This is a genomic window from Pseudooceanicola aestuariicola (genome assembly GCF_045763785.1).
In the GTDB taxonomy this organism is placed as follows: domain Bacteria; phylum Pseudomonadota; class Alphaproteobacteria; order Rhodobacterales; family Rhodobacteraceae; genus Pseudooceanicola.
This window is the reverse complement of the sequence record NZ_JBJGSF010000001.1, coordinates 1,382,237-1,403,507: the sequence shown is the minus strand read 5'-3', so window position 1 is coordinate 1,403,507 and position 21,271 is coordinate 1,382,237. Positions and strand designations below refer to the sequence as shown.

Annotated in this window: 21 protein-coding genes; 8 read left to right on the top strand and 13 right to left on the bottom strand. The window is 61.8% G+C overall.

Annotated features, from left to right (window positions below):
* The first annotated feature begins 23 nt into the window (after window positions 1-23).
* On the top strand, window positions 24-1,154 hold the full coding sequence (locus ACI3GR_RS06440; protein WP_407493256.1) for an MFS transporter: 1,131 nt from the start codon (window positions 24-26) through the stop codon (window positions 1,152-1,154).
* A gap of 1 nt (window position 1,155) precedes the next feature.
* On the opposite strand, the gene ACI3GR_RS06435 is transcribed toward ACI3GR_RS06440, so the two are convergent.
* From ACI3GR_RS06435 to ACI3GR_RS06400, 8 genes are all read right to left on the bottom strand, one after another.
* Complete coding sequence (locus tag ACI3GR_RS06435; RefSeq protein ID WP_407493255.1) at window positions 1,156-1,308, bottom strand: hypothetical protein; 153 nt, start codon at window positions 1,306-1,308, stop codon at window positions 1,156-1,158.
* A gap of 20 nt (window positions 1,309-1,328) precedes the next feature.
* On the bottom strand, window positions 1,329-2,012 hold the full coding sequence (gene scpB / locus ACI3GR_RS06430; protein ID WP_407493254.1) for an SMC-Scp complex subunit ScpB: 684 nt from the start codon (window positions 2,010-2,012) through the stop codon (window positions 1,329-1,331).
* A complete protein-coding gene (locus ACI3GR_RS06425; protein WP_407493253.1) occupies window positions 2,005-2,799 on the bottom strand; it encodes a segregation and condensation protein A in 795 nt (264 codons plus the stop codon). The genes scpB and ACI3GR_RS06425 overlap by 8 nt, the downstream gene beginning before the upstream one ends.
* The gene (nagZ, locus tag ACI3GR_RS06420; protein WP_407493252.1) at window positions 2,792-3,796 is read right to left on the bottom strand and encodes a beta-N-acetylhexosaminidase; all 1,005 of its coding nucleotides are present in this window, start codon (window positions 3,794-3,796) and stop codon (window positions 2,792-2,794) included. Before nagZ ends, ACI3GR_RS06425 begins: the two co-directional genes overlap by 8 nt.
* Window positions 3,793-4,752 carry an SPOR domain-containing protein gene (locus tag ACI3GR_RS06415; protein ID WP_407493251.1) on the bottom strand — a complete coding sequence of 320 codons (960 nt, stop codon included), beginning with the start codon at window positions 4,750-4,752 and terminating at the stop codon, window positions 3,793-3,795. Before ACI3GR_RS06415 ends, nagZ begins: the two co-directional genes overlap by 4 nt.
* 71 nt (window positions 4,753-4,823) lie before the next feature.
* Window positions 4,824-6,569: an arginine--tRNA ligase gene (gene argS, locus ACI3GR_RS06410; protein ID WP_407493250.1), complete on the bottom strand. Its 1,746-nt coding sequence runs from the start codon at window positions 6,567-6,569 to the stop codon at window positions 4,824-4,826.
* Window positions 6,570-6,789: 220 nt separating this feature from the next.
* A complete protein-coding gene (locus ACI3GR_RS06405) occupies window positions 6,790-8,661 on the bottom strand; it encodes a cation:proton antiporter (RefSeq protein WP_407493249.1) in 1,872 nt (623 codons plus the stop codon).
* 405 nt (window positions 8,662-9,066) lie between these two features.
* Entirely contained in the window at window positions 9,067-10,278 is a 1,212-nt protein-coding gene (locus ACI3GR_RS06400) for a deoxyguanosinetriphosphate triphosphohydrolase (RefSeq protein WP_407493248.1), read from the bottom strand.
* A 167-nt stretch (window positions 10,279-10,445) separates the two neighbouring features.
* On the opposite strand from ACI3GR_RS06400, the gene ACI3GR_RS06395 reads away from it, so the two are divergent.
* Entirely contained in the window at window positions 10,446-10,769 is a 324-nt protein-coding gene (locus ACI3GR_RS06395) for a HesB/IscA family protein (RefSeq protein WP_407493247.1), read from the top strand.
* 41 nt (window positions 10,770-10,810) lie between these two features.
* On the opposite strand, the gene ACI3GR_RS06390 is transcribed toward ACI3GR_RS06395, so the two are convergent.
* Genes ACI3GR_RS06390 through ACI3GR_RS06380 form a run of 3 tightly spaced genes read right to left on the bottom strand, consistent with a single transcriptional unit; the run spans window position 10,811 to window position 13,512 of the window.
* The gene (locus ACI3GR_RS06390) at window positions 10,811-11,725 is read right to left on the bottom strand and encodes a DMT family transporter (protein ID WP_407493246.1); all 915 of its coding nucleotides are present in this window, start codon (window positions 11,723-11,725) and stop codon (window positions 10,811-10,813) included.
* Window positions 11,722-12,810 carry a DUF6902 family protein gene (locus ACI3GR_RS06385; protein WP_407493245.1) on the bottom strand — a complete coding sequence of 363 codons (1,089 nt, stop codon included), beginning with the start codon at window positions 12,808-12,810 and terminating at the stop codon, window positions 11,722-11,724. The genes ACI3GR_RS06390 and ACI3GR_RS06385 overlap by 4 nt, the downstream gene beginning before the upstream one ends.
* A 54-nt stretch (window positions 12,811-12,864) precedes the next feature.
* Window positions 12,865-13,512 carry a hypothetical protein gene (locus ACI3GR_RS06380; RefSeq protein ID WP_407493244.1) on the bottom strand — a complete coding sequence of 216 codons (648 nt, stop codon included), beginning with the start codon at window positions 13,510-13,512 and terminating at the stop codon, window positions 12,865-12,867.
* A 372-nt stretch (window positions 13,513-13,884) separates the two neighbouring features.
* Between ACI3GR_RS06380 and xth the strand changes: the two genes are divergently transcribed.
* Window positions 13,885-14,667: an exodeoxyribonuclease III gene (xth, locus tag ACI3GR_RS06375; RefSeq protein WP_407493243.1), complete on the top strand. Its 783-nt coding sequence runs from the start codon at window positions 13,885-13,887 to the stop codon at window positions 14,665-14,667.
* Here the strand turns inward: xth and ACI3GR_RS06370 are convergent.
* Entirely contained in the window at window positions 14,664-15,842 is a 1,179-nt protein-coding gene (locus tag ACI3GR_RS06370) for an FAD-dependent oxidoreductase (RefSeq protein ID WP_407493242.1), read from the bottom strand. The two genes, xth and ACI3GR_RS06370, sit on opposite strands and share 4 nt — an antisense overlap.
* 86 nt (window positions 15,843-15,928) lie before the next feature.
* A complete protein-coding gene (dksA, locus tag ACI3GR_RS06365; protein ID WP_407493241.1) occupies window positions 15,929-16,351 on the bottom strand; it encodes an RNA polymerase-binding protein DksA in 423 nt (140 codons plus the stop codon).
* Between the two features lie 225 nt (window positions 16,352-16,576).
* Between dksA and ACI3GR_RS06360 the strand changes: the two genes are divergently transcribed.
* The 5 genes from ACI3GR_RS06360 to ACI3GR_RS06340 all read left to right on the top strand — a co-directional run bounded on the left by ACI3GR_RS06360 (window position 16,577) and on the right by ACI3GR_RS06340 (window position 21,205).
* Window positions 16,577-17,416 (top strand): AAA family ATPase, encoded by an 840-nt coding sequence (locus ACI3GR_RS06360; RefSeq protein ID WP_407493240.1) that lies wholly within the window; start codon window positions 16,577-16,579, stop codon window positions 17,414-17,416.
* Between the two features lie 435 nt (window positions 17,417-17,851).
* Window positions 17,852-18,319, top strand: a complete 468-nt coding sequence (locus ACI3GR_RS06355) for a GNAT family N-acetyltransferase (protein WP_407493239.1) — start codon at window positions 17,852-17,854, stop codon at window positions 18,317-18,319.
* Window positions 18,316-19,716, top strand: coding sequence for a DUF2927 domain-containing protein (locus ACI3GR_RS06350; RefSeq protein WP_407493238.1), 1,401 nt, complete (start codon window positions 18,316-18,318; stop codon window positions 19,714-19,716). Before ACI3GR_RS06355 ends, ACI3GR_RS06350 begins: the two co-directional genes overlap by 4 nt.
* A 48-nt stretch (window positions 19,717-19,764) precedes the next feature.
* On the top strand, window positions 19,765-19,932 hold the full coding sequence (locus ACI3GR_RS06345; RefSeq protein WP_407493237.1) for a hypothetical protein: 168 nt from the start codon (window positions 19,765-19,767) through the stop codon (window positions 19,930-19,932).
* A gap of 88 nt (window positions 19,933-20,020) precedes the next feature.
* Entirely contained in the window at window positions 20,021-21,205 is a 1,185-nt protein-coding gene (locus tag ACI3GR_RS06340; protein WP_407493236.1) for a vWA domain-containing protein, read from the top strand.
* Window positions 21,206-21,271: the final 66 nt, after the last annotated feature.

Sequence of the window (21,271 nt, the reverse complement as noted above, 5' to 3'; positions counted from 1 at the left end):
GTCCGATAACTGGCTGAAACTGAATGATTTCTAAGCAACTGGCCCTGCTGACCGCCGCAATTGCCGTGGTTGGGGCGAATTCGATGGTCTTGGCGCCGATCACCGGGGCCGTGTCGCGCGATATTGGTGGGGATCCGGCGGATATCGTACGCGCGGCGGCGGCGTATGGGGTGACCACAGCGATTTCGGCGGTATTTCTGGCCCCTCGCGCGGACCGGATCGGGGCAAACAAGGCGCTGTATCAATCGGTTATTATCCTTTTGATCTCGATGGTTGCGTCGGTTTTCTCACCTGATCTGTGGACTTTGTCGCTGGCGCAGGGTTTGGGCGGGATCGGCGCGGGCATTGCGATCCCGGCGATCTATGCGCTGGCCCCTCAGCTTGGCCCCAAGGGGCAGGAAAAGCGGTCCATGGGGTTGGTCCTGTCGGGCTGGACCTTGGCGCTGGTCGCGGGCGTTGCGGGGTCAGGGTTTCTGGCGGAATGGGCGGGGTGGCGGTCAGTTTACACTGTACTTGCCTTTGCGATCATTGGCGTTTTCATCGCGATGCATTTCGTCGACATGCGTGTCGATCTGTCGACGGCGCGTCCATCTTCCCCTCTGACGGCGCTTAAGGTGCCGGGGATCGGGCGCGGGTTGTTTGCCGCTGGCGCACTGATGCTGGGGTTCTATGGCACCTACGCCTTTATCGGTGCGCATGTGCATGACGCATTGGGGCGTGGCACTGACGGCGCGGGCGTGGTCACGCTGTTCTACGGCACCGGGTTCGGTTTGGCCGCATTGGTGGACAAATACGTGGACAGATTGCCGCAGCGTCAGGCGGGCGTTCTGTCTTTCTCTGGTCTGACAGTGGTTTACATCGCGCAACTGATGTTTGGCGGCACCTTTGGTCTTTTGGTGGCGATCGCGCTGATCTGGGGCATCGTTCAGCACCTTGGGTTGAACTTTGCGGTGTCCCGATTGGCGGCCTTGGACGCGTCGCAACGCGGTGCAGTCCTCGGGTTGAACTCGGCCATCACCTATCTTGCGGTGACAGGCGGCGCGCTGGCGTTCCGTCCGGCGTATGAGGCCGGAGGGCTGGCGCTGTGCAATCTGATCTCGGCGATCTGCGTGGCGGCGGCGGTGGTGGAAAGCCTGACGGCGAAACGGGTCTAGGTCAGAACCGCCCAAAGCGGCGCAGCATGTTCATCATCTGACGCACCCGGCGCATGTTGCCCTGAGATTGCCCATAGGCCCGCCCCGCGCCCTTGCCGCCAAAGCGGTTGACCGCGCTGCGGATGCCTCGATGGGCAAATTGACGGATGATCATGCGGATCAATCGTTCCGAATTTATTCCTGATCCTCGAACATATCGTTCTGGCCGTGAACTTCGTCGTCCTCGACCTCGTCCTCGGGGTCTTGCATGGCGCCGTCGAAGCCAGGGGGCGGACGGTTTTCCAACAGCCCGGCCTCTCTCAGTTCCTTGAGGCCCGGAAGGTCGCGCGCGGTTTCCAGTCCGAAGTGATCCAAGAAGGTCGTCGTTACGACGAAGGTCACGGGCCGACCGGGTGTCATGCGGCGGCGGCCAAAGCGGATCCATTCCATTTCGATCAACAGATCGATTGTTCCTCGATTGACCGACACACCGCGAATTTCTTCGATCTCGGCGCGGGTAACAGGCTGGTGATAGGCAATAATGGCCAGCGTTTCGATGGCGGCACGGCTAAGTTTGCGCGTCTCGACCGTTTCTTTTTGCATCAGGTGGCCAAGGTCGGGGGCGGAGCGGATGGCCCACATTTCCCCCACCTGTACAACCTGCACGCCCCGCCCTTCGTAGCGTTGTTTCAATAACTTAACCGCCTCGGCCGCGTTGCAACCGTGGGGCATCCGGGAATTCATGTCGTTGATCGTCACCGGATCGGCCGAGGCAAACAGGATCGCTTCGACCATGCGTTCCTGTTCGGCCATGGGCGGCGCTTCGAACAAAGAGTCGTTCGAGATCTCCTCGGGTGCGTCGGTCACAGGCTCATTCATCCCGCGCACTCCGCTGCCGCAACTGGATCGGAGAGAAGGTTTCCGTCTGCCGGATCTCGGCGTGGCCTTCTTTGACCAGCTCAAGCGCGGCGGCAAAGGTCGCGGCGGTGGCCGAGCGGCGGCGGGTCGGGTCGCTTTCCCAGCCCTGTGGCAGATAAGACATGATGTCGGTCCATTGCCCGGCAAAGCCGATCATATTGCGCATCCGGTCAAGGGCCTGTTCCATCGTAAACACATTGTCGCGGTCCATCACGAAGGGGCGGAATTCGTCGCGGGTTCTGATGCGCGCATAGGCCTGCATCAGGTCCAGCAGGTTGGCCGAATACTCCACCCGGCGGATACGTTCCATCCCTTCGGGGATACCACGGGGGAAAAAGTCGCGGCGCAGCTGATCGCGCGCCATCAGCCGGGCCGAGACTTCGCGCATCGCGGCCAATCGTTCCAGCTGAAACGCAAGGTGCGCGGCCAGATCTTCGCCCGACGGCCCTTCTTCCTCGGGATCAGGCGGCAACAACAGGCGGCTTTTCAGAAAGGCGAGCCATGCGGCCATCACAAGGTAATCGGCGGCCAGTTCGATCCGAAGCTCTTTGGCCTTTTCAACGAAGAACAGGTATTGCTTGGCCAGTTGCAGGACCGACACCTTTAGCAGGTCGACCTTCTGCGTCCGGGCCAGCGACAACAGCATGTCCAGCGGGCCTTCGTACCCGTCGACGTCAACGATCAGCGCCTCGGCGGCGAGGCGTTCTGAAACTGATAGCTGATCGGTGAAAAGGTCGCCTTCAGACATATTCCTGACCGTGTGAGAGAGCCTTTAGCTTCTCCTCCACAGCCTGAATGTCAACCTCTGCGGCCTGATCGCGCAAGGAGAGCGCCCGTTCCGCGCGGGTCTGTGCCTCTGCGCTCATGGTGCCTGCGGCCTCTGCCACCTCTTGCCGTTCGGCAAGGGTCGCGTTGCACAGCAGAACCACGTCGCAGCCAGCGTCCAGCGACTGGCGCGTCAGATCGGCGTATGATCCCGACAGAGCTTTCATCGAGATGTCGTCGGTCATCAGAAGGCCGTCGAACCCGATCTCGTTCCGGATCAATTGGATCATGCGTTCTGACAGCGTTGCGGGTTTGTCGTCGAACGCCTCGTAGACCACATGCGCGGTCATCGCCATTGGCAAATCGTTCAGAACCTTGAAGGGCGCGAAATCCACCTGCGTCAGGTCCTGGGCCGAGGCTTTGACCCGCGGCAGATCGAAATGGCTGTCGGCGGTGGCCAGACCATGGCCGGGGATGTGTTTGACGATCGACAGCACCCCGCCCGCCTGCAGGCCCATCGCCACGGCGCGGCCCAGTTTGGCCACGTCCACGGGGTTGTCGCCATAGCAGCGGTTGGTCAGAAACTCATGCGTTTCGGGGCGCGGCACGTCGACCATGGGCGCGCAGTTCACGTCGATCCCGTAGTTGCGCAGTTCCAGCGCAGTGATGAGGTAGCGGAGGTACATCGCCTCAACCGCCTGCCCTTTGGCGGCGCGGGCGAAATCCAAGGGCGGGGCCCAGTCGCGGGCCAAGGGCGGGCGAAGGCGCTGAACCCGGCCGCCTTCCTGATCGATCAGGATGGGCGCGTCCCGGCCCACGGCGTCCCGCATCTCATCGCACAGGGCAATCAGCTGTTCGGCGGTGTCGATGTTGCGCGCGAAAAGGATAAACCCAAAGGGATCGGCATCGCGAAAGAACGCCTTTTCATCCGCCGAAAGGGTCAGCCCTTCGGCGTCCAAAATCGTTGCACCAAAGCTCATTTAGCCACCAGAGGAATACAATCAGCGTTTTCCGCCACAAGGGCCGCGCAGAAATGGCGCGCGCCGGACATATCGTCAAAGTTCATCACCCGCAGGCGATAGAACGTCCGCCCGCCCGAGGACGCCTTTTGGATCACGCGCTGCTTGTCTGTCATGTAATCGGCAAAGCGGTTCTGGAACTTGGTCCATTCCTTGCGCGCGGTCTCAATACTGTCATAAGCGCCCAGTTGGGTCAGCACAGTGCCCGCCGTGATCGAGGCCGGATCAACATCGACCGCCGGCTGCAATGGCGACGGGGCCGCGATCGGGGCCTGCGGTGCGGTGGTGGCCATCACAACGGGGCGCATCCGGGGGCGCAGAGTCCGGTGTTCGCTGGCTTCTTGATCCACGATCATCGCGGCCTTGGTTTCCTGCGCTTCGGCCTGTTGTTCGGCCTTCAGCAGCGCCAATGCGATGTTGCTGTCTTCGGTCGGTGGCGCAACGGTTTCGCCGGACAAGGGGGCCGCATCTTTCAGCAGGCGCGCGGTCAGGGCGGCCACAGGATCAGCCTGTTCGGCAGCCGCCATCTGGGCGGCCTCTGCGGCGCGTTCGGCGGCCTCGCGTTCGGCGGTGATCATCTGGCCGGGTCGATCTTCGGTCGACAGACGGACCGGCGCGGGGGCAAGAATCAGCCGATCCGCTGGTTTTTCGGCCAGCCCTTCGGCGGCCACTTTGTTCACGGCAAGGCCGATATTGCCTGCCAAACGGCCACCCGGATCGTCCGGAGCGACGCGCATCGGGTCGGTCGCGGCGCGCACAACGGGCACCTCTGACACGTCCCGCGACAGGGTGTTATACCCCCAGACGCAGGCGGCAACGACCAGACCAAGGGACACTAAGCCCCCGGAAAGGTTGACCAAAGTGGATGTGGATACGGGTGTGTAGCCCTGCTCGGACTGCGCCTGTACTTCTGTCATTCGCCTCGCTCCCGCGCACGTTCTGTACGTCGGCTTTCCCTAAGACTGCTCGGCCCGGTCGCGGCGGTGCGTTATCGCATCTCATCCGCGGGGGTTACGCCTAGGATAGCAAGACCTGCGGAAATAACAACGGCTACGGCACGTGCCAGCGCAAGTTTCGCCTGAGAGGTGGCGGCATCGCCCTCTTGCAGGAAGCGCAGTTCCGGTTTGTCGTTGCCGCGGTTCCACAGCGAATGGAAGTCGCTGGCCAGTTCGTAAAGGTAAAACGCCACGCGATGCGGTTCGTTCGTGCGGGCGGCGATTTCCACCAGACGCGGCCATTCGGTCAGCTTTTTGGCGACGGCCTGTTCGACCTCGTCCGTCATGCCGGACAGATCCGCCGACAGCAGCGTGGCATCGTCATGGGCAATCCCGGCCTCGTCGAATTTGCGCATCACGGACGACACGCGGGCATGGGCGTATTGCACGTAGAACACCGGGTTGTCGCGCGATTGCTCCAACACCTTGTCGAAATCGAAATCCAGCGGCGCGTCGTTCTTGCGGGTCAGCATGACGAACCGGGTCACATCCGGCCCCACCTCGTCCACCACGTCGCGCAGGGTGATAAAGGTCCCTGCCCGCTTGGACATCTTAAACGGCTCGCCATCCTTAAACAGCTTCACCAGCTGGCACAGCTTGATGTCGACCGGGACACGGCCATCGGATAGCGCTGATACAGCGGCCTTCATCCGTTTGACATAGCCGCCATGGTCCGCGCCAAAGACGTCGATCAGCAGGTCAAAGCCCCGTTCGATCTTGTCATAGTGGTACGCAATATCGGGGGCGAAATAGGTCCAGCTGTCGTCCGACTTCATGATCGGGCGATCCACATCGTCACCATGTTCGGTCGATTTGAACAGCGTCTGTTCGCGCGGCTCCCAATCTTCAGGCACTTTGCCCTTGGGCGGCTCCAGCACGCCGCGATAGATCAGGCCCTTGTCGCGCAGGCTATCGATGGCCGCTTCGATCTTGCCCGTGCCGTACAAAGACTTTTCAGAGAAGAAATGATCCATCTGCACGCCCAGTAGACCCAGATCGACGCGGATCAATTCCATCATCGCCTCGGTCGCCATTTCACGCACGTCATCCAGCCAGACGTCTTCTGGCTGGTTCACATAGGCGTCGCCGACACGGTCCTTCAGCGCCTCGCCAACGGCAATCAGGTAATCGCCGGGATAGGTGCCGTTTTCAAAGCTGACCTCTTGGCCGTGCGCCTCGAGGTAGCGCAAGTAGACAGACCGCGCCAGAACGTCAACCTGCGCGCCGCCGTCGTTGATGTAATATTCGCGGGTGACGTCATAGCCCGCGTAATCCAGCAGGCTGGCCAGCGCATCGCCAAAAACCGCGCCGCGGGTGTGGCCCACATGCAAAGGCCCCGTGGGGTTGGCCGAGACGTATTCGACGTTGACCTTCTGGCCCGCACCCATGTCGGACCGGCCATACTGCGCGCCCTGTTCCAGTACGGTTTTCACCACATCGACCCAGACGCCCGGCTCTAGCCGCAGGTTCAGGAACCCCGGCCCCGCGACTTCGGCCGAGGTGATCCGCTCATCCGCCGCCAGACGCGCTGCCAGCGCATCGGCGATGTCGCGCGGTTTCATCTTGGCGGGTTTGGCCAGAACCATCGCGGCATTGGTCGCCATATCGCCATGGCCTGCATCGCGCGGCGGCTCGACCGTGACGTTGGCGAAATCGAGGCCCTCGGGCAGCTGCCCCTCGGTCTGCATGGCGGAAAGCGCGTCCAACACGGTGGCGCGAATATCTGCGAAAAGGTTCATGGACCCCGTCCTTTCATTTGGGCCGGGTTTATCATGGGAAAGGCCCGCGTCAACACGCCATGAAACCGCGCCGCACTGCGCAAGCCTGCTGCTTCTTTGGTCCTGTGAATATCCCGGCGACGCGAAACGCATCCGCGTTCACGCTTTCCCCTAACGCGAAACCTTTCAGGTTTCTGCTTGTGGGGGGGCCGCAGGACGGGGGCAGCGCCCCCACCCCGCCTTAGGCCCCAGAGGGCCCTTCGTCCTTGGGCGCCGTGTCTTCGGCCAGCGTCGCGTTCAGCCGCGCCTCTGTCACGTCCTCGGGCGGTGCCAAATGGACCAGTCGCATATCTTCGGCCCCTTTCAGGTTCTCTCCAGTGTTCAGCAGGCGCAGGGGCTGACCTTTGCGCTGCGCGGCAATCAGGATGCTGTCGGGATATTCCTCGCGCCAGTCGGCCAGCGTGAACTTGTCGGTCAGGCGCGACGTGCGGAAGCGCCAGCCCTTGGACATCTGCGCCTCGAGCTGTTCATGGGTCATGGCGTTGAAGGCAGGCTTGCCGCCAAGGGTCGCAGGCAGCGCGTGGCGCGTCTGGCTGTCCTTGGTGCGCGCCACCTGATAGACGGCGTCGCGGCCAAAGTGATGCGCAAGGTCGGTCGACACCAGCGTGTTGTAGGCGTCGTTATCGGTGGCCGTCAGCAAGGTGGTATAGCTGACCATGTCCAGACGATGTTCCGCCGCTTCGGCAAGGATGTCGCCGTAATAGGTCGGCACCCCATCGGCCCGCGCGCCGCGCAGTTTGCCGTGGTTGGGGTCGGACACCAGCACGGGGGTGTCGTTGTCCTTGAGGTGCCGCGCAAGTGCCGTGGAAAAGCGCGATCCGCCGACGATCAGGATGCCGGGCGTCTCTGCCCCCGTCAGCCCAAGGGCCGAGGCCATGGGTTTCAATCCGAACCCGTGAACCACCACGGTGACCGCGACCAGCGCAAAGGCCAGCGGGCCTACGAGCGCCGCATCTTCGACGCCAAGCGACACAAGCCGTTCCCCGAACAGCCCCGCGACCGCCACCAGCACCACTCCGCGCGGGCCGGTGAAGGCCACCAGCACCTGTTCACGCCACGACACGCCCGAGCCCAGCAAGGACAGGAACACCGTCGCGGGCCGTGCGATCAACATGACCACGGCGATAAAGAGTGCTGCGCGCCAGTTCAGGGCCGACAGCGCGCTGAAATCCAGCCCCGCCGCAAGCAGGATAAAGACGCCCGACACCAACAGAACCGTGGCGTGTTCCTTGAACCGGCGCAGTTCTTCGAAGGACGGCAGGTTGGAGTTCGCGATCACGATCCCCATCACGGTCACGGCCAGCAGGCCGCTTTCGTGCAGGACCATGTCACAAACGGCAAAGACGCCCAGCAACAGGGTGAACAACACCGGCACCTTCATGTATTCCGGCACGCGCCCCTTGCGGAAGGACCACGCCAGCCCTGCGCCCCCCGCCCAGCCGACGGCGATGGCCAGCACGATGCCAAAGACGGTTTCGCCGACCGCATTCCCGATTTCGGCCGATGCGCGGGTGACGGTGACGACTTCGAACGCCAGAACGGCAGCCAGCGCGCCGATCGGGTCGTTAACGATGGCTTCCCATTGCAGGATCTGCGCAGGTCTGCGCGACAGGCGCGCCGACCGCAGCAAGGGCGCGATCACGGTGGGGCCGGTCACGATCATGATGCCGCCAAAGACGGCGGCGGTTTCCCAGCCGACACCTGCCACGTAATGCAGGGTCAGCGCCGACAACAGCCAGCCAAGCGGCGCGCCGACGATCACCAGCCTGCGCACGCCCTTGGCCGCGTCCTGAAGGGATTTGACGTTCAGGGTCAGACCGCCTTCGAACAGGATGATGGCCACGGCGACGGCGATCATCGGCTCCCTCAACTCTCCGAATTCGCGCATGGGATCAAAGATGCCGGTGACCGGACCCGCAATGATCCCCGCCAGCAACATCAATACGATGGCAGGCATTTTCAGCCGCCACGCCAAAAGTTGCGCGCCAACGCCTAAGGCGCCCACAAGGGCGAATGCGGCTACGGTGGGAAGCTGGTCGGTAGGGACTGACATGTATGGGGGCCTTAAAATCGTCGAGGGCGTTCGAATGAGATTAGGGCAACGCGAGGGAAAGGCGAGAGGAATTTCACCCAAGCAGGCTCCTTCGCATCCGGTCATTGCTAAGGGCTGCGCCGGCCCATGAGGGCGGGTCTCTCTCGAGCGATTGCTTCGTAATCCCCTGCCGGGCGTAGGGGCGCAGCCCGGGGTGCCGTTGGGTGGGACTTCTGTTCGATGTCAGGCACAGACCAACCAGCGTGATGCGATTAAGGAATGACGCCAATCATAGGTCCTGCCCGGCGGCACGCCGGGCCGCGCCGACCCGCCCCCATGGGCGGCGCGATTGCGCCACCCCGGGTCGGTCGCGGCCCTCTTTGCAAAGCTCAAGCGTGTCAGGCATCAGCCGCCCACGGAAACAGATCACCCGTTCTTCAACCGATCCTCATAGCGGATATGCCCCGGACCCGAAGCCCGTAGCCCCGGCTCTGGCTCGCTCCCTGTCAGGCGGGCGTGTTCCACGATGGCGAAACGGTCCGTCATGCCCGAGATATAATCGCAGACGATCCGGGCCAGCGCGACCTCGTCCCCTTCGACCGCCTCGACATCCTTGCGCCATTGCTTTGGCAGCACGTCGGGTGTCTGCATGAACAGCGGGAACAGCTCTTCCACGATGCGGGTGACCTTGGCGCGGGTTTCGACCACCTCGGGCGCGCGGTACATGCGGTGGAACAGGAACTTGCGGATGACCTTGAGGTCTTCCCACAGCGAGGGCGAAAACTGCACCATCATGCGGCCCGCCATGCGGACGTCCTGAACCGATGACGGGTTCAGCGCCGCCAGATTGGCGCGGCTGACATCAATCACGTCTTCGACCAGAACGCCAAAGAACCGGCGCAGCGCCTCGTGACGGCGGCGGTAATAGTTGAGGCCGGGATAGGCGTTGTCGACCTCGGCAAAGCAATCCTTCAGGATCGGCAGTTCGGCCAGTTCGTCGGTTGAAAACAGCTCGGCTCGCAGGCCGTCGTGCAGATCGTGGTTGTTGTAGGCGATGTCGTCGGACAGGGCTGCGACCTGCGCCTCGGCCGAGGCGTGGGTGTGTAGTTCCAGATCATGCCGCGCGTTGTATTCGGCCAGCGCATAAGGGATCTTCCCCGTGACAGGTCCATTATGCTTGGCGATGCCTTCCAGACAATCCCACGTCAGGTTCAGCCCGTCCCATTCCGCATAGGTCCGTTCCAGATTGGTGACGATCCGAATGGCCTGCGCGTTGTGATCGAACCCGCCATAGGGCTTCATCAGATCGTGCAGCGCGTCTTCGCCTGTGTGACCAAAGGGCGGATGGCCCAGATCATGCGCCAGCGCGACGGCCTCGGTCAGTTCGGGATTCAGGTCCAGTGCGCCGGCGATGGTGCGGGCCACCTGCCCCACCTCGATCGAATGGGTCAGACGGGTGCGGAAATAATCGCCTTCGTGTTCGATGAACACCTGCGTCTTATGCTTGAGCCGCCGAAACGCACTGGCATGGATGATGCGGTCGCGGTCGCGTTGAAAGCAGGACCGGAAGGCGCTTTCTTCCTCTGGATATAGCCGTCCGCGCGCGGTCGCGGGCGACGAGGCATAGGGCGCGGTCATGGCGGCGCCTCCTTCCATCATCTAATCGTGTCCCTGGATCGACCCGTTGATCGCGCCTGATCCTTGTTCCCCAGTTTGGCCCGTCTTATATTGCACAACAGTGACACGCAATTGATCCGGCAAAGCAATTGAAATGCCTGCCGAAACCTGAACCACCGAGGTCGCCCATGCAGATACCGCCCAAAGTCACAGACCGTGCGTTTGATCGCCTAGCCGAGATTGGCGCAGGCGCCCAAGGTCAGGCCCTGCGCGTCGCCGTCGAAGGGGGCGGCTGTTCGGGGTTTCAGTATGAAATCAAGCTGGACGACCCGGCCGATGGCGATCTGGTGCTGGAAGGCAAAGGTGAAAAGGTGATCGTCGATGACGTGTCGCTGCCGTTTCTGGCCGGTGCCGTGATTGATTTCACGGACGAATTGATCGGCGCACGGTTCGTGATCGAAAACCCGAACGCCACCAGTTCCTGTGGCTGCGGCACGTCATTTTCAATGTGATCTTAGCCGTTTAGGCGGTTTTCAGAACAGATGTTCCGAAATCACTCTGCCGGGGGCATGACCGCGGCGGGTTGGACCGGGCGTCGAACTTTGGCGAATTGCGCATAGACCAGATAGAGGCCCGAGGCCGCAACGATCGCCGCGCCCAGATAGACGTGGCCTTCGGGGTATTCGCGGAAGACCACGATCCCGATCAACACCATCCAGACGAATTGCAGGTTCATCAGCGGCGTCGCCGTATAGGCGGGCAACAGACGCAGCGCGATGACAAGCAGCCAGCGCGCACCGAATAGGAACCCGGCATAGGCCACGGCCAGCCCAAGGTCGATCAAGGGCATGGGCGTGAAGACAAACGGCAGCGCGGCGGCCATGACGATCATGTTCAACATGTTGGGATAGAACACTAAGGCCAGCGAATTGCTTTCCCGCCGCCCGACAAACCGCGCCATGACCATCGACAAAGTCCCCGAAAAACAGGCGATCAGCGCGATCAGGTGGCCCCATGTGACGGCGTGGATGCCTTCGGGAAACAGGGTCAGCACGCCGAGGAACCCGACCCCAAGCGCGATCCAGACCTTCAGCGAGACCCGTTCGCCCAAGATCGGGCCGGACATCAGACCGGCCATAAGGGGCATCAGTCCGATGAAGATAAAGACCTCGGCAAAGGGAAGCAGGCGGAAGGCGTAGAAAAAGGCGACCCCAGCGATCACAGTGGTGACCGACCGGATTGCCATGGGCACAGGCTGGGTGGTGCGCAGGCCCGCAGGTTTCCGGGCCATCCGGTCGGCGATCACGCAGAACAGCGCAACCAGGCCGCCTGACACGGCGTAAAGCTGTGGGGCCGCATAGCCGCCCGCCAGAAGTTTGGTGATCCCGTCCGCCGAAGAAATCAGCGCCGTGTAGATCAGGACCAAAGCCGCCCCTGTCAGTGTCGCAAAGGCAACCGGTGACTTCATGCCGACAGGACCTTTGCATTGTTGCGCAGGTTGGTGCGGGCAAACCGGGCGAAGAAATCGCCAAACCCGTCACAGGCGGCTTCGGCCTGCATAAGCGTGTCGGACCCGGCCGCGCTGATCGTATCGCACAGATAGTCGCGCATCAGGTGCCAGTCATCGCTGCGCCGCGCGTCCAGATCGAACAGAATCTGAGACATTTCCCGCAAGGCCGAGGGGCGCGCAGGGTCGGCGTGAAAGCTGACAGGGCCCGGGGTCATACGGTGGGGAAAGGCGGTTTCGCCTGCCGTGCTCAACGCCCAGTTGCACACAAGATATTCGTGATAGTCATCCTGCCGCACGGCGTCGTCTCCCTCAGCGACAGTGAAATGCGATGTCGCCTGTGCAATCGCCGCATCCCATTCCGCCGGAGGCGTCATGCCGCAGTACCGCATTGCCACCAAGGTTTCGGCAAGAAGGTCCCAATTGCAATCTAAAAGTGCAAGGGTGCCCGCAAATTCTAGGGATTTACGGGTTTGCGTATTTAAACCGGGATCCCGGCGACCGTATTCGGACAGGTAGAAAACAATGTGAGTCAGTTCGTATGCGGCCTTTTTGTTTGGGATGGCAAAGGTGTCGGCCCGTGACACAAAGCGATGCAACCGTGCGTTGATCGCCTCTTGACCGACGTCAACCATGACGCCATTGCGCGCCAGCAGCCGCTGCGCCTCGGCCCGTTGAAGATCGGACAGTTCCGCATCGACCAGACCCTGATCCGCAACCCATTGCGCCAGCGCCCGGGCCTTGCCGGATCCGATGCCGTGCGCCTCCAGATCCTGGCAGATCGACAGCAGGAAACGGTAGTATTGCGGGAAGAATTCCAGACGCGTTTCGATGGTGTCGTAGAAGGCGCGGTACGGGGCCAGCGCGTCCTGATCGACGACCTCTCCGGTGCATTCCAGAATGTTCAGTATTTCGGCGTTTTCCTTCATCCAGAATACGTCGTCCATATCGCGACGATGGTTGGCGAAGGTGTCCAGCAGGGCCGCGATGGTCGCGGCCCGCTGATCGCGGCGGGAGGGGAAGGTAAGCTGGATGACATTGGACATGGTATTCTCCTTTGTTCTCCGGGGCTTTTTCCTGCCCCGTCCCGTCAGACTGGATTAGCTGCCCGATGCGAAAGACTGGACCGCGTCGCCGTCGATCGTCTTGGTCGCCGTCGGTGCGGACCCCGATGCGAACATCTCAGTCGCGTCGCCGGTGGTGACTTCGGAAGTGGCCGGAGCGGAGCCGGAAGCGAACATCTCGGTCGCGTCGCCGGTGGAGGCGTCGGAAGTGACCGGAGCGGAACCTGAAGCGAACATCTCGGTCGCGTCGCCGGTGGAGGCGTCGGAGGTGACCGGAGCAGAGCCCGAAGCGAACATTTCGGTCGCGTCGCCAGTGGTCGCGTCAGAGGTCATCGGCGCGGAACCCGAAGCGAACATTTCGGTCGCGTCGCCTACAGAAGCAGCAGAGGCGGTCGGAGCGGAGCCGGAAGCGAACATTTCGACCGCATCGCCGGTGATCGACTTGGATGCGACGGGCGCAGAGCCGGAGGCAAACAGCGAAACCGCGTCGCCCGTCAGGGCCCGAGTGGCCGTCGCAGGGGCGGAACCAGAGGCAAACATTTCGACCGCGTCACCCGTCAGGCTGGCAGAGGCCGAGGGGGCAGAACCAGAGGCAAACATCTCAACAGCGTCGCCGCCGTGCAGATCGGTTTCCTGAGCCTTAACAGTTGCTTGAGTGGATTTGATTTTACGAATTGCAGACATTTCGTCGTCTCCCAGTTGGTGGTTGATGCCCTCAAGCTTTGCGACCAAACCGGGTTTCGAAAAGTCTTTTTTCAACCTATACGTGTGTGGATTTTTGTGGCACGTGAGGCGATTCGAAACAAACTGTTGAAATTACTAGGACGATGTTTTCTTAAATTTCCGTTAAGAAAAAGTGGCAACATCGCTGAACTACTGGATATCCGCAGAATACGGCGTCAGAAGGGGTCGAATCAGCTTCTTTGGGCCAACAATTTTGGGTCAATTCCGGCACTTAGCTGATGCTGATGCGATGCAGACTGTCGCCCTGTCGCGTCACTTGAAGCGCCCTGATTTGTGGGTCACAAAGGCGGAAACAACGGGGGCGGCAAGATCATGCGCATCGCGACTTTCAACATCAACGGCATCAAGGCGCGGGTCGACGCGCTGACCTCATGGCTGGATGAGGCGTCGCCGGACGTGGTTCTGCTGCAAGAGATCAAGTCGGTGGACGAGAACTTCCCGCGCGAGCTGTTCGAGGATCGCGGCTATAATGTCGAGACGCACGGTCAGAAAAGCTTCAACGGTGTGGCGATCTTGTCGAAACTGCCGCTGGAAGACGTCACGCGCGGCCTGCCCGGTGACGATGAAGACGAACAGGCCCGCTGGATCGAGGCCACCGTGGTCGGCGATCATACCGCCGTGCGCCTGTGTGGGCTGTATCTACCCAACGGCAACCCGGTCCCCGGCCCCAAATACGATTACAAACTGGCATGGATGGAGCGGCTTAAGGCCCGCGCCCAAGACCTCATGGCGCTGGAAGAGCCGGCGCTGATGGCGGGTGACTATAACATCATCCCGCAAGCCGAAGACGCCGCCAACCCTGATGCATGGCGCGAAGATGCGTTGTTCCGGCTGGAAAGCCGCGAGGCCTATCGCCGGATCCTGAACCTTGGCTTTACCGAAGCGTTCCGCAGCCGCCACCCTGCCCCGGGTCATTATTCGTTCTGGGATTATCAGGCGGGCGCATGGCAGCGGAACAACGGGATCCGCATCGACCACATCCTGATGACGCCGCAATGCGCCGATCTGATGATCGAGGCGGGGATCGAAAAAGAGCTTCGTGGGCGCGACAAACCGTCGGATCACGTGCCCGTCTGGGTCGATCTGGCCGCTTAAATCAGGCTGACGCCGCCCGTGACGTCATGTTCATAGACCCATGCAAAGCTGCGCGCGGCGTAACCGGGCATGACCAGACCAAGCATTCTGATCCCCATCCCCGCACCAAAGGCCATCACACCGCTTAGGTGGAAATGGCGTGCGTTGCGGCTGGCGGCGTCGACGACGCGGGTCACGCGGGCGTGGCGCAGGGATTGATAGGCGGCCAACGCCTGCCCCTGATCCTGATGCCGATCCAGCTGGTCTGCCAGTACCCAGGCGTCCTCTAGCCCCATGCAGGCACCTTGCGCCAGAAACGGCAGGGTCGGATGCACCGCATCCCCCAGCAGCGCGACACCGGGGGCGTGCCAGCGGTCGGCAACGGGGTGACGGAACAGGCCCCAGATGTTCACCTTATCGATCTGATCCAGCAAGGCCCGGGGCCGCGCGCCCATTCCGGCAAAGGCCTGTTGCACATTGCGCGGGTCATCTGAGGTGGACCAGCTTTCCTCGGCCCAGCTTTGGCGTTCTTCAACCGCCACGATGTTGCGCAGGGTGCCGCCCCGCAAGGGATAGGTCACCAGATGACGGCCCGGCGCCATGTAGAGCTCGACCTCATGCGGGCTGTTGTCGCCGGGGATCACCGCGCGCCACGCTATCTGGCCGGTAAAGAACGGCTGGTCACGGGTCACCACGGCGCGGGCGGTCGGGGAATGCAGGCCATCGGCCCCGATGATCAGATCGGCCTGCCGCGAGGTGCCGTCAGTCAGGGTGACGGTCGGCGCGGCACCCGGCGTTACCTGTTGGACCGTCTGGCCCAGTTGAATGTCGACACCCGCATCCCGCGCGCCCTGTGCCAGAACCTCGATCAGGTCGGCCCGGTGGACCAGCAGGTAATCATCACCCCGCGCCAGCCGCGTCTGGGGAAACCGCCCCAAGCGGCGGCCCGCGTGGTCATGCAGCAACAGCGCACGCGCCCGCGGCGCACCAGTGTCCAGCAAGGCCTGCGCCAAGCCCAAGGATTTCAGAACAGCCATTCCGTTGGGCGACACCTGCAGCCCTGCCCCGACCTCGGTGATCGCGGGGGCCTGTTCCAGCACGGTGACCGTCGCGCCGCGCAGGGCAAGGGCGCGCGCGGCGGCCAGCCCGGCGATACCAGCGCCGACGATCAGGATATGTTGCGAATTCAAAGCCATGTGGTCGGTATCCCGCCCTGCGCAAAAGCAAACGGCGCCGGGAGCAATTCCCGACGCCGTCGCAATGTCAGACCTGATCGGTCAAATCAATCGTCGCGGTGGACCTTTTCGCGGCGTTCGTGGCGTTCCTGTGCCTCAAGGCTCATCGTGGCGATCGGACGCGCATCGAGGCGCTTCAGGGAAATCGGTTCGCCGGTCACTTCGCAGTAGCCGTATTCACCTTCGTCGATGCGGCGCAGGGCGCTGTCGATCTTGGCGACCAGCTTGCGCTGACGGTCACGGGTGCGCAGTTCCAGCGCGCGGTCCGTTTCTTCCGACGCGCGGTCGGCCACGTCGGGAATGTTACGGGTGTTTTCCTGCAGACCTTCGACGGTGTCGCGGCTGTCTTCCAGCAGCTCTTCTCTCCATGCCAGCAGTTTGCGGCGGAAATACTCGGCCTGGCGGTCATTCATAAAGGGCTCGTCCTCAGCGGGACGATAGTCGTCTGGCAAAAATGCTTCGACCTTCATTCTGATGCTCCCCTCGCTTCGCTGTCCTGATCCTGCGCTTGACGCGTCGGTATGCAGGTCCCTTACGGGGGTGCTGTTACTCCTATTGGCTAGGGTTGTCACTACACATTTGCACATGAAATTATCACGTTTCGCCCGCGAAATAATCCGCTTGGCCTTGCATTGCACCCGTTTGCGGAAATGTTTATCGTTCTGCGGAAACGTTCCCAACAAGGCCCCTTTTCGATGAAATTCCAAGGCACTGAAACCTACGTCGCCACCGATGATCTGACCGTTGCCGTGAACGCGGCCGTGACACTGGAACGCCCCTTGCTGGTCAAAGGCGAGCCGGGCACAGGCAAAACCGAACTGGCGCGGCAGGTGGCCGAAAGCCTTGGCCTGAAGATGATCGAGTGGAACATCAAATCCACGACCAAGGCGCAACAGGGTCTTTACGAATACGATGCCGTCAGCCGTCTGCGCGACAGCCAGCTGGGCGACGAAAAGGTGCATGACGTCAAGAACTATATCCGCAAGGGCAAGCTGTGGCAGGCCTTTGACGCGGACGAAAAGGTCGTGCTGCTGATCGACGAGGTCGACAAGGCCGATATCGAGTTTCCGAACGACCTGTTGCAGGAACTGGATAAGATGGAATTCCACGTCTACGAGACCGGAGAGACCATCAAGGCCAAGCACCGGCCCATCGTCATCATCACCTCGAACAACGAAAAGGAATTGCCGGACGCGTTTCTGCGCCGCTGTTTCTTCCATTACATCCGCTTCCCCGACATGGAGACGATGCGCAAGATCGTCGAAGTGCACCACCCCGGCATCAAGGGCGACCTGCTGACCATGGCGCTGACGCAGTTCTTTGAGGTGCGGGAAACGAACGGGTTGAAGAAAAAGCCTTCGACGTCCGAGGTTCTGGATTGGCTGAAACTGCTGCTGGCCGAGGATCTGGACCCGGCGGACCTGAAGCGGGATGGCGCGAATGCTCTGCCCAAGCTGCATGGCGCGTTGCTGAAGAACGAACAGGACGTGCATCTGTTCGAACGTCTGGCGTTTCTGGCCCGCGGGCAGCGGTAAGTCTGCCTAACTTATCCGCGCGAAACAGCGGCGAAGCCGCCGCGCAGCGCCTGTCCGCCCCCCGGACAGGCGCTTTGTCTTTCAACGGGCGACCTCGTCTGTTCAATGTGAAGGCACGATAAAGCACACCCGCTCAGCTGGCGGCGCGCCTCTCCGCGGACAGTCACTGCCCGGCTCGCGCGACTATCCATGCCCCATCAAGGATAATCACCCAACCCGCACACCGCTGTTTTTCCGCAATTCTTAACAGAACCTTTCGGAAATCCCCAAAACGCGGACCACAGGGCAATCAATCCTTTGCACCCCGCCCCTCCTCCTGCATAGTCCCTTTAGGCCAGACAACGATCCGGCCCGGACCTCGGATTAACCGGGGCCACTAAATAAAGGTCAGACGGGGGAAACAAATCCGCTGGCCGCGAGATGGAGCAGTGTTTCATGGCAGGACCGGTGGCAGCCGATCCCCTGACCATCCGGCCTATTGAACGGGCCGACCGTCCCCATTGGGAACGGTTGTGGCGGGGTTATATCGAATTTTACAAATCCACCCTCCCGGACGAGATGTATGATCTTGCGTTCGACCGCCTGTTGTCTGGCGATACGGGGGAATTTCAGGGGTTTCTGGCGCTGGATGGGGTTAAGCCCGTCGGTCTGGTGCATTACCTGTTCCACCGCCACGGGTGGAAAAAGGAGCAGGTCTGCTATCTTCAGGACCTCTATGCCGATCCGGACGTGCGCGGCAAAGGCATTGGTGCTGCCCTGATCAACGCGGTCTATGACGCGGCGGACAAGGCCGGCGCACCCACGGTCTACTGGCTGACGCAGGAAGACAATGCGCAGGCCCGCAAGCTTTACGATCAGATCGGTGTGCTGACCGATTTCATCAAATACCAGAGGCCAGCATGAGGATCCGGGCCGCGCTGCGTTTCGCCCCGCTGGCTTTCGCCCTCTCGGCCTGTATCGGCCCTGTCACTGGAACAAATTCAACGCTGCCCGTGTCGGACGAAACCCCGACTCGGCTGGCGCAGGCGTCCTTGCCGTCGCTGCCGCCGATGAAGGTCTTTGCGACCCCGCAACCCGTGGCACCGACCCGGTCGAATACCGAGATCGCGCAGGACTTCCTCGATCTGTCGTTCCAGTTGGAATCCGGCCGGTCGCTGCCTGTGCTGACGCGCTTTGAAGGGCCGATCAAGATCGCGCTGTCGGGCACCCCAGCCCCCGGTATGGCCGATGATCTGCGCCGTCTGGTCAAACGCCTGCAATCCGAGGCCGGGATCGACATCGATTTTGGCACCGGCCCGAACCAGATCATGGTTCAGGCGGTCAGCTCCAAGAAGATACGCCAGTACCTTCCCGAGGCCGCCTGTTTCGTCGTGCCCGGCATCACGAAACTGTCAGAATATCACGCCGCGCGGCGCCGTGGCGATACCGACTGGGCGCAGCTGCGCAGCCGTCAGCAGATTGCCGTTTTCGTGCCCTCTGACGTCAGCCCGCAGGAAAGCCGCGATTGTTTGCACGAAGAACTGGCGCAGGCCCTGGGGCCGCTGAACGACCTCTATCGCCTGCCGGACAGCACGTTCAACGACGACAACATGAACACCGTCCTGACCGGGTTCGACATGCTGATCCTGCGCGCCACCTATGCGCCTGACCTGCGATCCGGGATGAGCCGCGAACAGGTCGCGGGCATCCTTCCCGGCCTTCTGGCCCGCCTGAACCCCGCCGGTCAAAAGCGCCCGACGCAAATCCTGACGCCCACCACGGCCGATTGGATCAAGGCGGTTCAGACGGCGCTTGGGCCCCGCGGATCGACGGCGGCGCGGACCTCTGCGGCGAACCGTGCGCTGATGATCGCGCGCAATTCCGGCTGGCAGGATCACCGTCTGGCGTTTTCGCATTTCACCATGGCCCGTCTGGTACAAAGCTTCGATCGTGAAGCGGCCTTTGCCCATCTGACACGGGCGCTGCGCATCTATCGCGCCCGCCCCGAAACCGCCCCCCATGCGGCGCATGTGGCGGCGCAGCTGGCGGCCCATGCCATTCACGGTGGTGACGCGGACATGGCGCTGGCGCTGCTGGACGGTCAGGACAAGATCGCGGTGCAAAGCGAAAATGCCGCACTGCTGGCATCCGTTCAGATGTTGCGCGCGGAGGCGCTGGAGCTATCTGGTCAGTCTCAGGCGGCGGGGTCCGTCCGGCTGGACAGTCTGGGCTGGGCACGCTACGGGTTCGGCCCGGATTGGGCCGTGCGCGCCAAGCTGAACGAAATCTCGGCCCTGCGGCCCGTCAGCGTCCGGGGTTAATCCCCCGGGCCACGCGGGCCTTCGGGGCCGCGAAGTGAAAGGGCAGAGATGGTCATTCTGATTGCGATCCTTCTGGGCGCCGTATTCGGCGGCTACCGGGCCAAGAAACGCAAGGGCCGTGCAGCGGATATCGCGCAATATGCTTTTGCGCATGCGCTGCTGTTCGGTCTGATCGCGCTGTTCGTGTCCCTGATCCTGGATCGCACGCTGATCTAAGCCGCCTAAGGCTGCCCCCTCTGGCATCCACCGCGGATCCCCGATAGGTTTGCGGGAAACAAACGTTTCCAACAGGACCGATCCGGCGATGTTCATCCCCTTCTTTCAGACCCTGCGCGACCATGCGGTACCAGTGTCCTTGCGCGAATACCTGTCGTTTCTCGAAGCGCTCAAGGCCGACCTGATCACCTATGATCCCGAGGGCTTCTACTACCTCGCCCGGTCCGCGATGGTGAAGGACGAACGGAACCTCGACAAATTCGACGTGGCCTTTGCCAAGACCTTCGAAGGGCTGGACCAGATTTCGCTGGATCAGGTGCTGGAGAAGGTCGACCTGCCCGAAGATTGGCTGCGCTCGATGGCGGAAAAGCATCTGAGCGAAGAGGAAAAGGCCGAGATCGAAGCGCTTGGCGGTTTCGAAAAGCTGATGGAGACGCTGAAGAAGCGCCTTGAAGAGCAAAAGGGCCGTCACGAGGGCGGCAACAAATGGGTCGGCACCGGCGGCACGTCCCCCTTTGGCGCCGATGGCTACAACCCCGAAGGCGTGCGCATCGGACAGGACCGGTCGCGCCACCAGCGCGCGGTCAAGGTCTGGGACAAACGCGAATTCAAGAACTTCGACGACACGGTCGAACTCGGTACCCGGAACATCAAGGTCGCGCTGAAACGCCTGCGCAAATGGGCCCGCGACGGCGCCCATGAAGAGCTTGATCTGAACGGCACCATCCGCGCCACCGCCGAACACGGCTATCTGGACGTGAAGACGCGCCCCGAGCGGCGTAATGCGGTCAAGGTTTTGCTGTTCCTCGACGTGGGCGGATCGATGGACCCGCATATCAAAGTGGTGGAAGAATTGTTTTCCGCCGCCAAGTCCGAATTCAAGCACATGGAATATTACTACTTCCACAACTGCCTTTATGAAGGCGTGTGGCAGGACAACCGCCGCCGCTGGACCGAACAAATCCCGACGTGGGAAGTGCTGCGCACCTACGGACCTGATTACAAGGCGATTTTCGTGGGCGACGCGTCGATGTCGCCCTATGAGATCGCCTATCCCGGCGGGGCCAACGAACATTGGAACGAAGAATCCGGCCAGACATGGCTGGAACGCTGTCGCAACCAGTGGTCGTCGAACCTCTGGATCAATCCGGTGCCGGAAAAATACTGGGGCTACACTCAGTCGATCAAACTGATCCGAGATATTTTCGAAGAACAAATGGTGCCGATGACCCTTGCCGGGTTGGAAAAGGGTATGAAAGATCTGACGCGCTGATCTGTTCTGCGCTTCTGGTGCCTTGAAACCGCCGCGGAACGCACTCCCTTCCTTTCCAAACGGAAA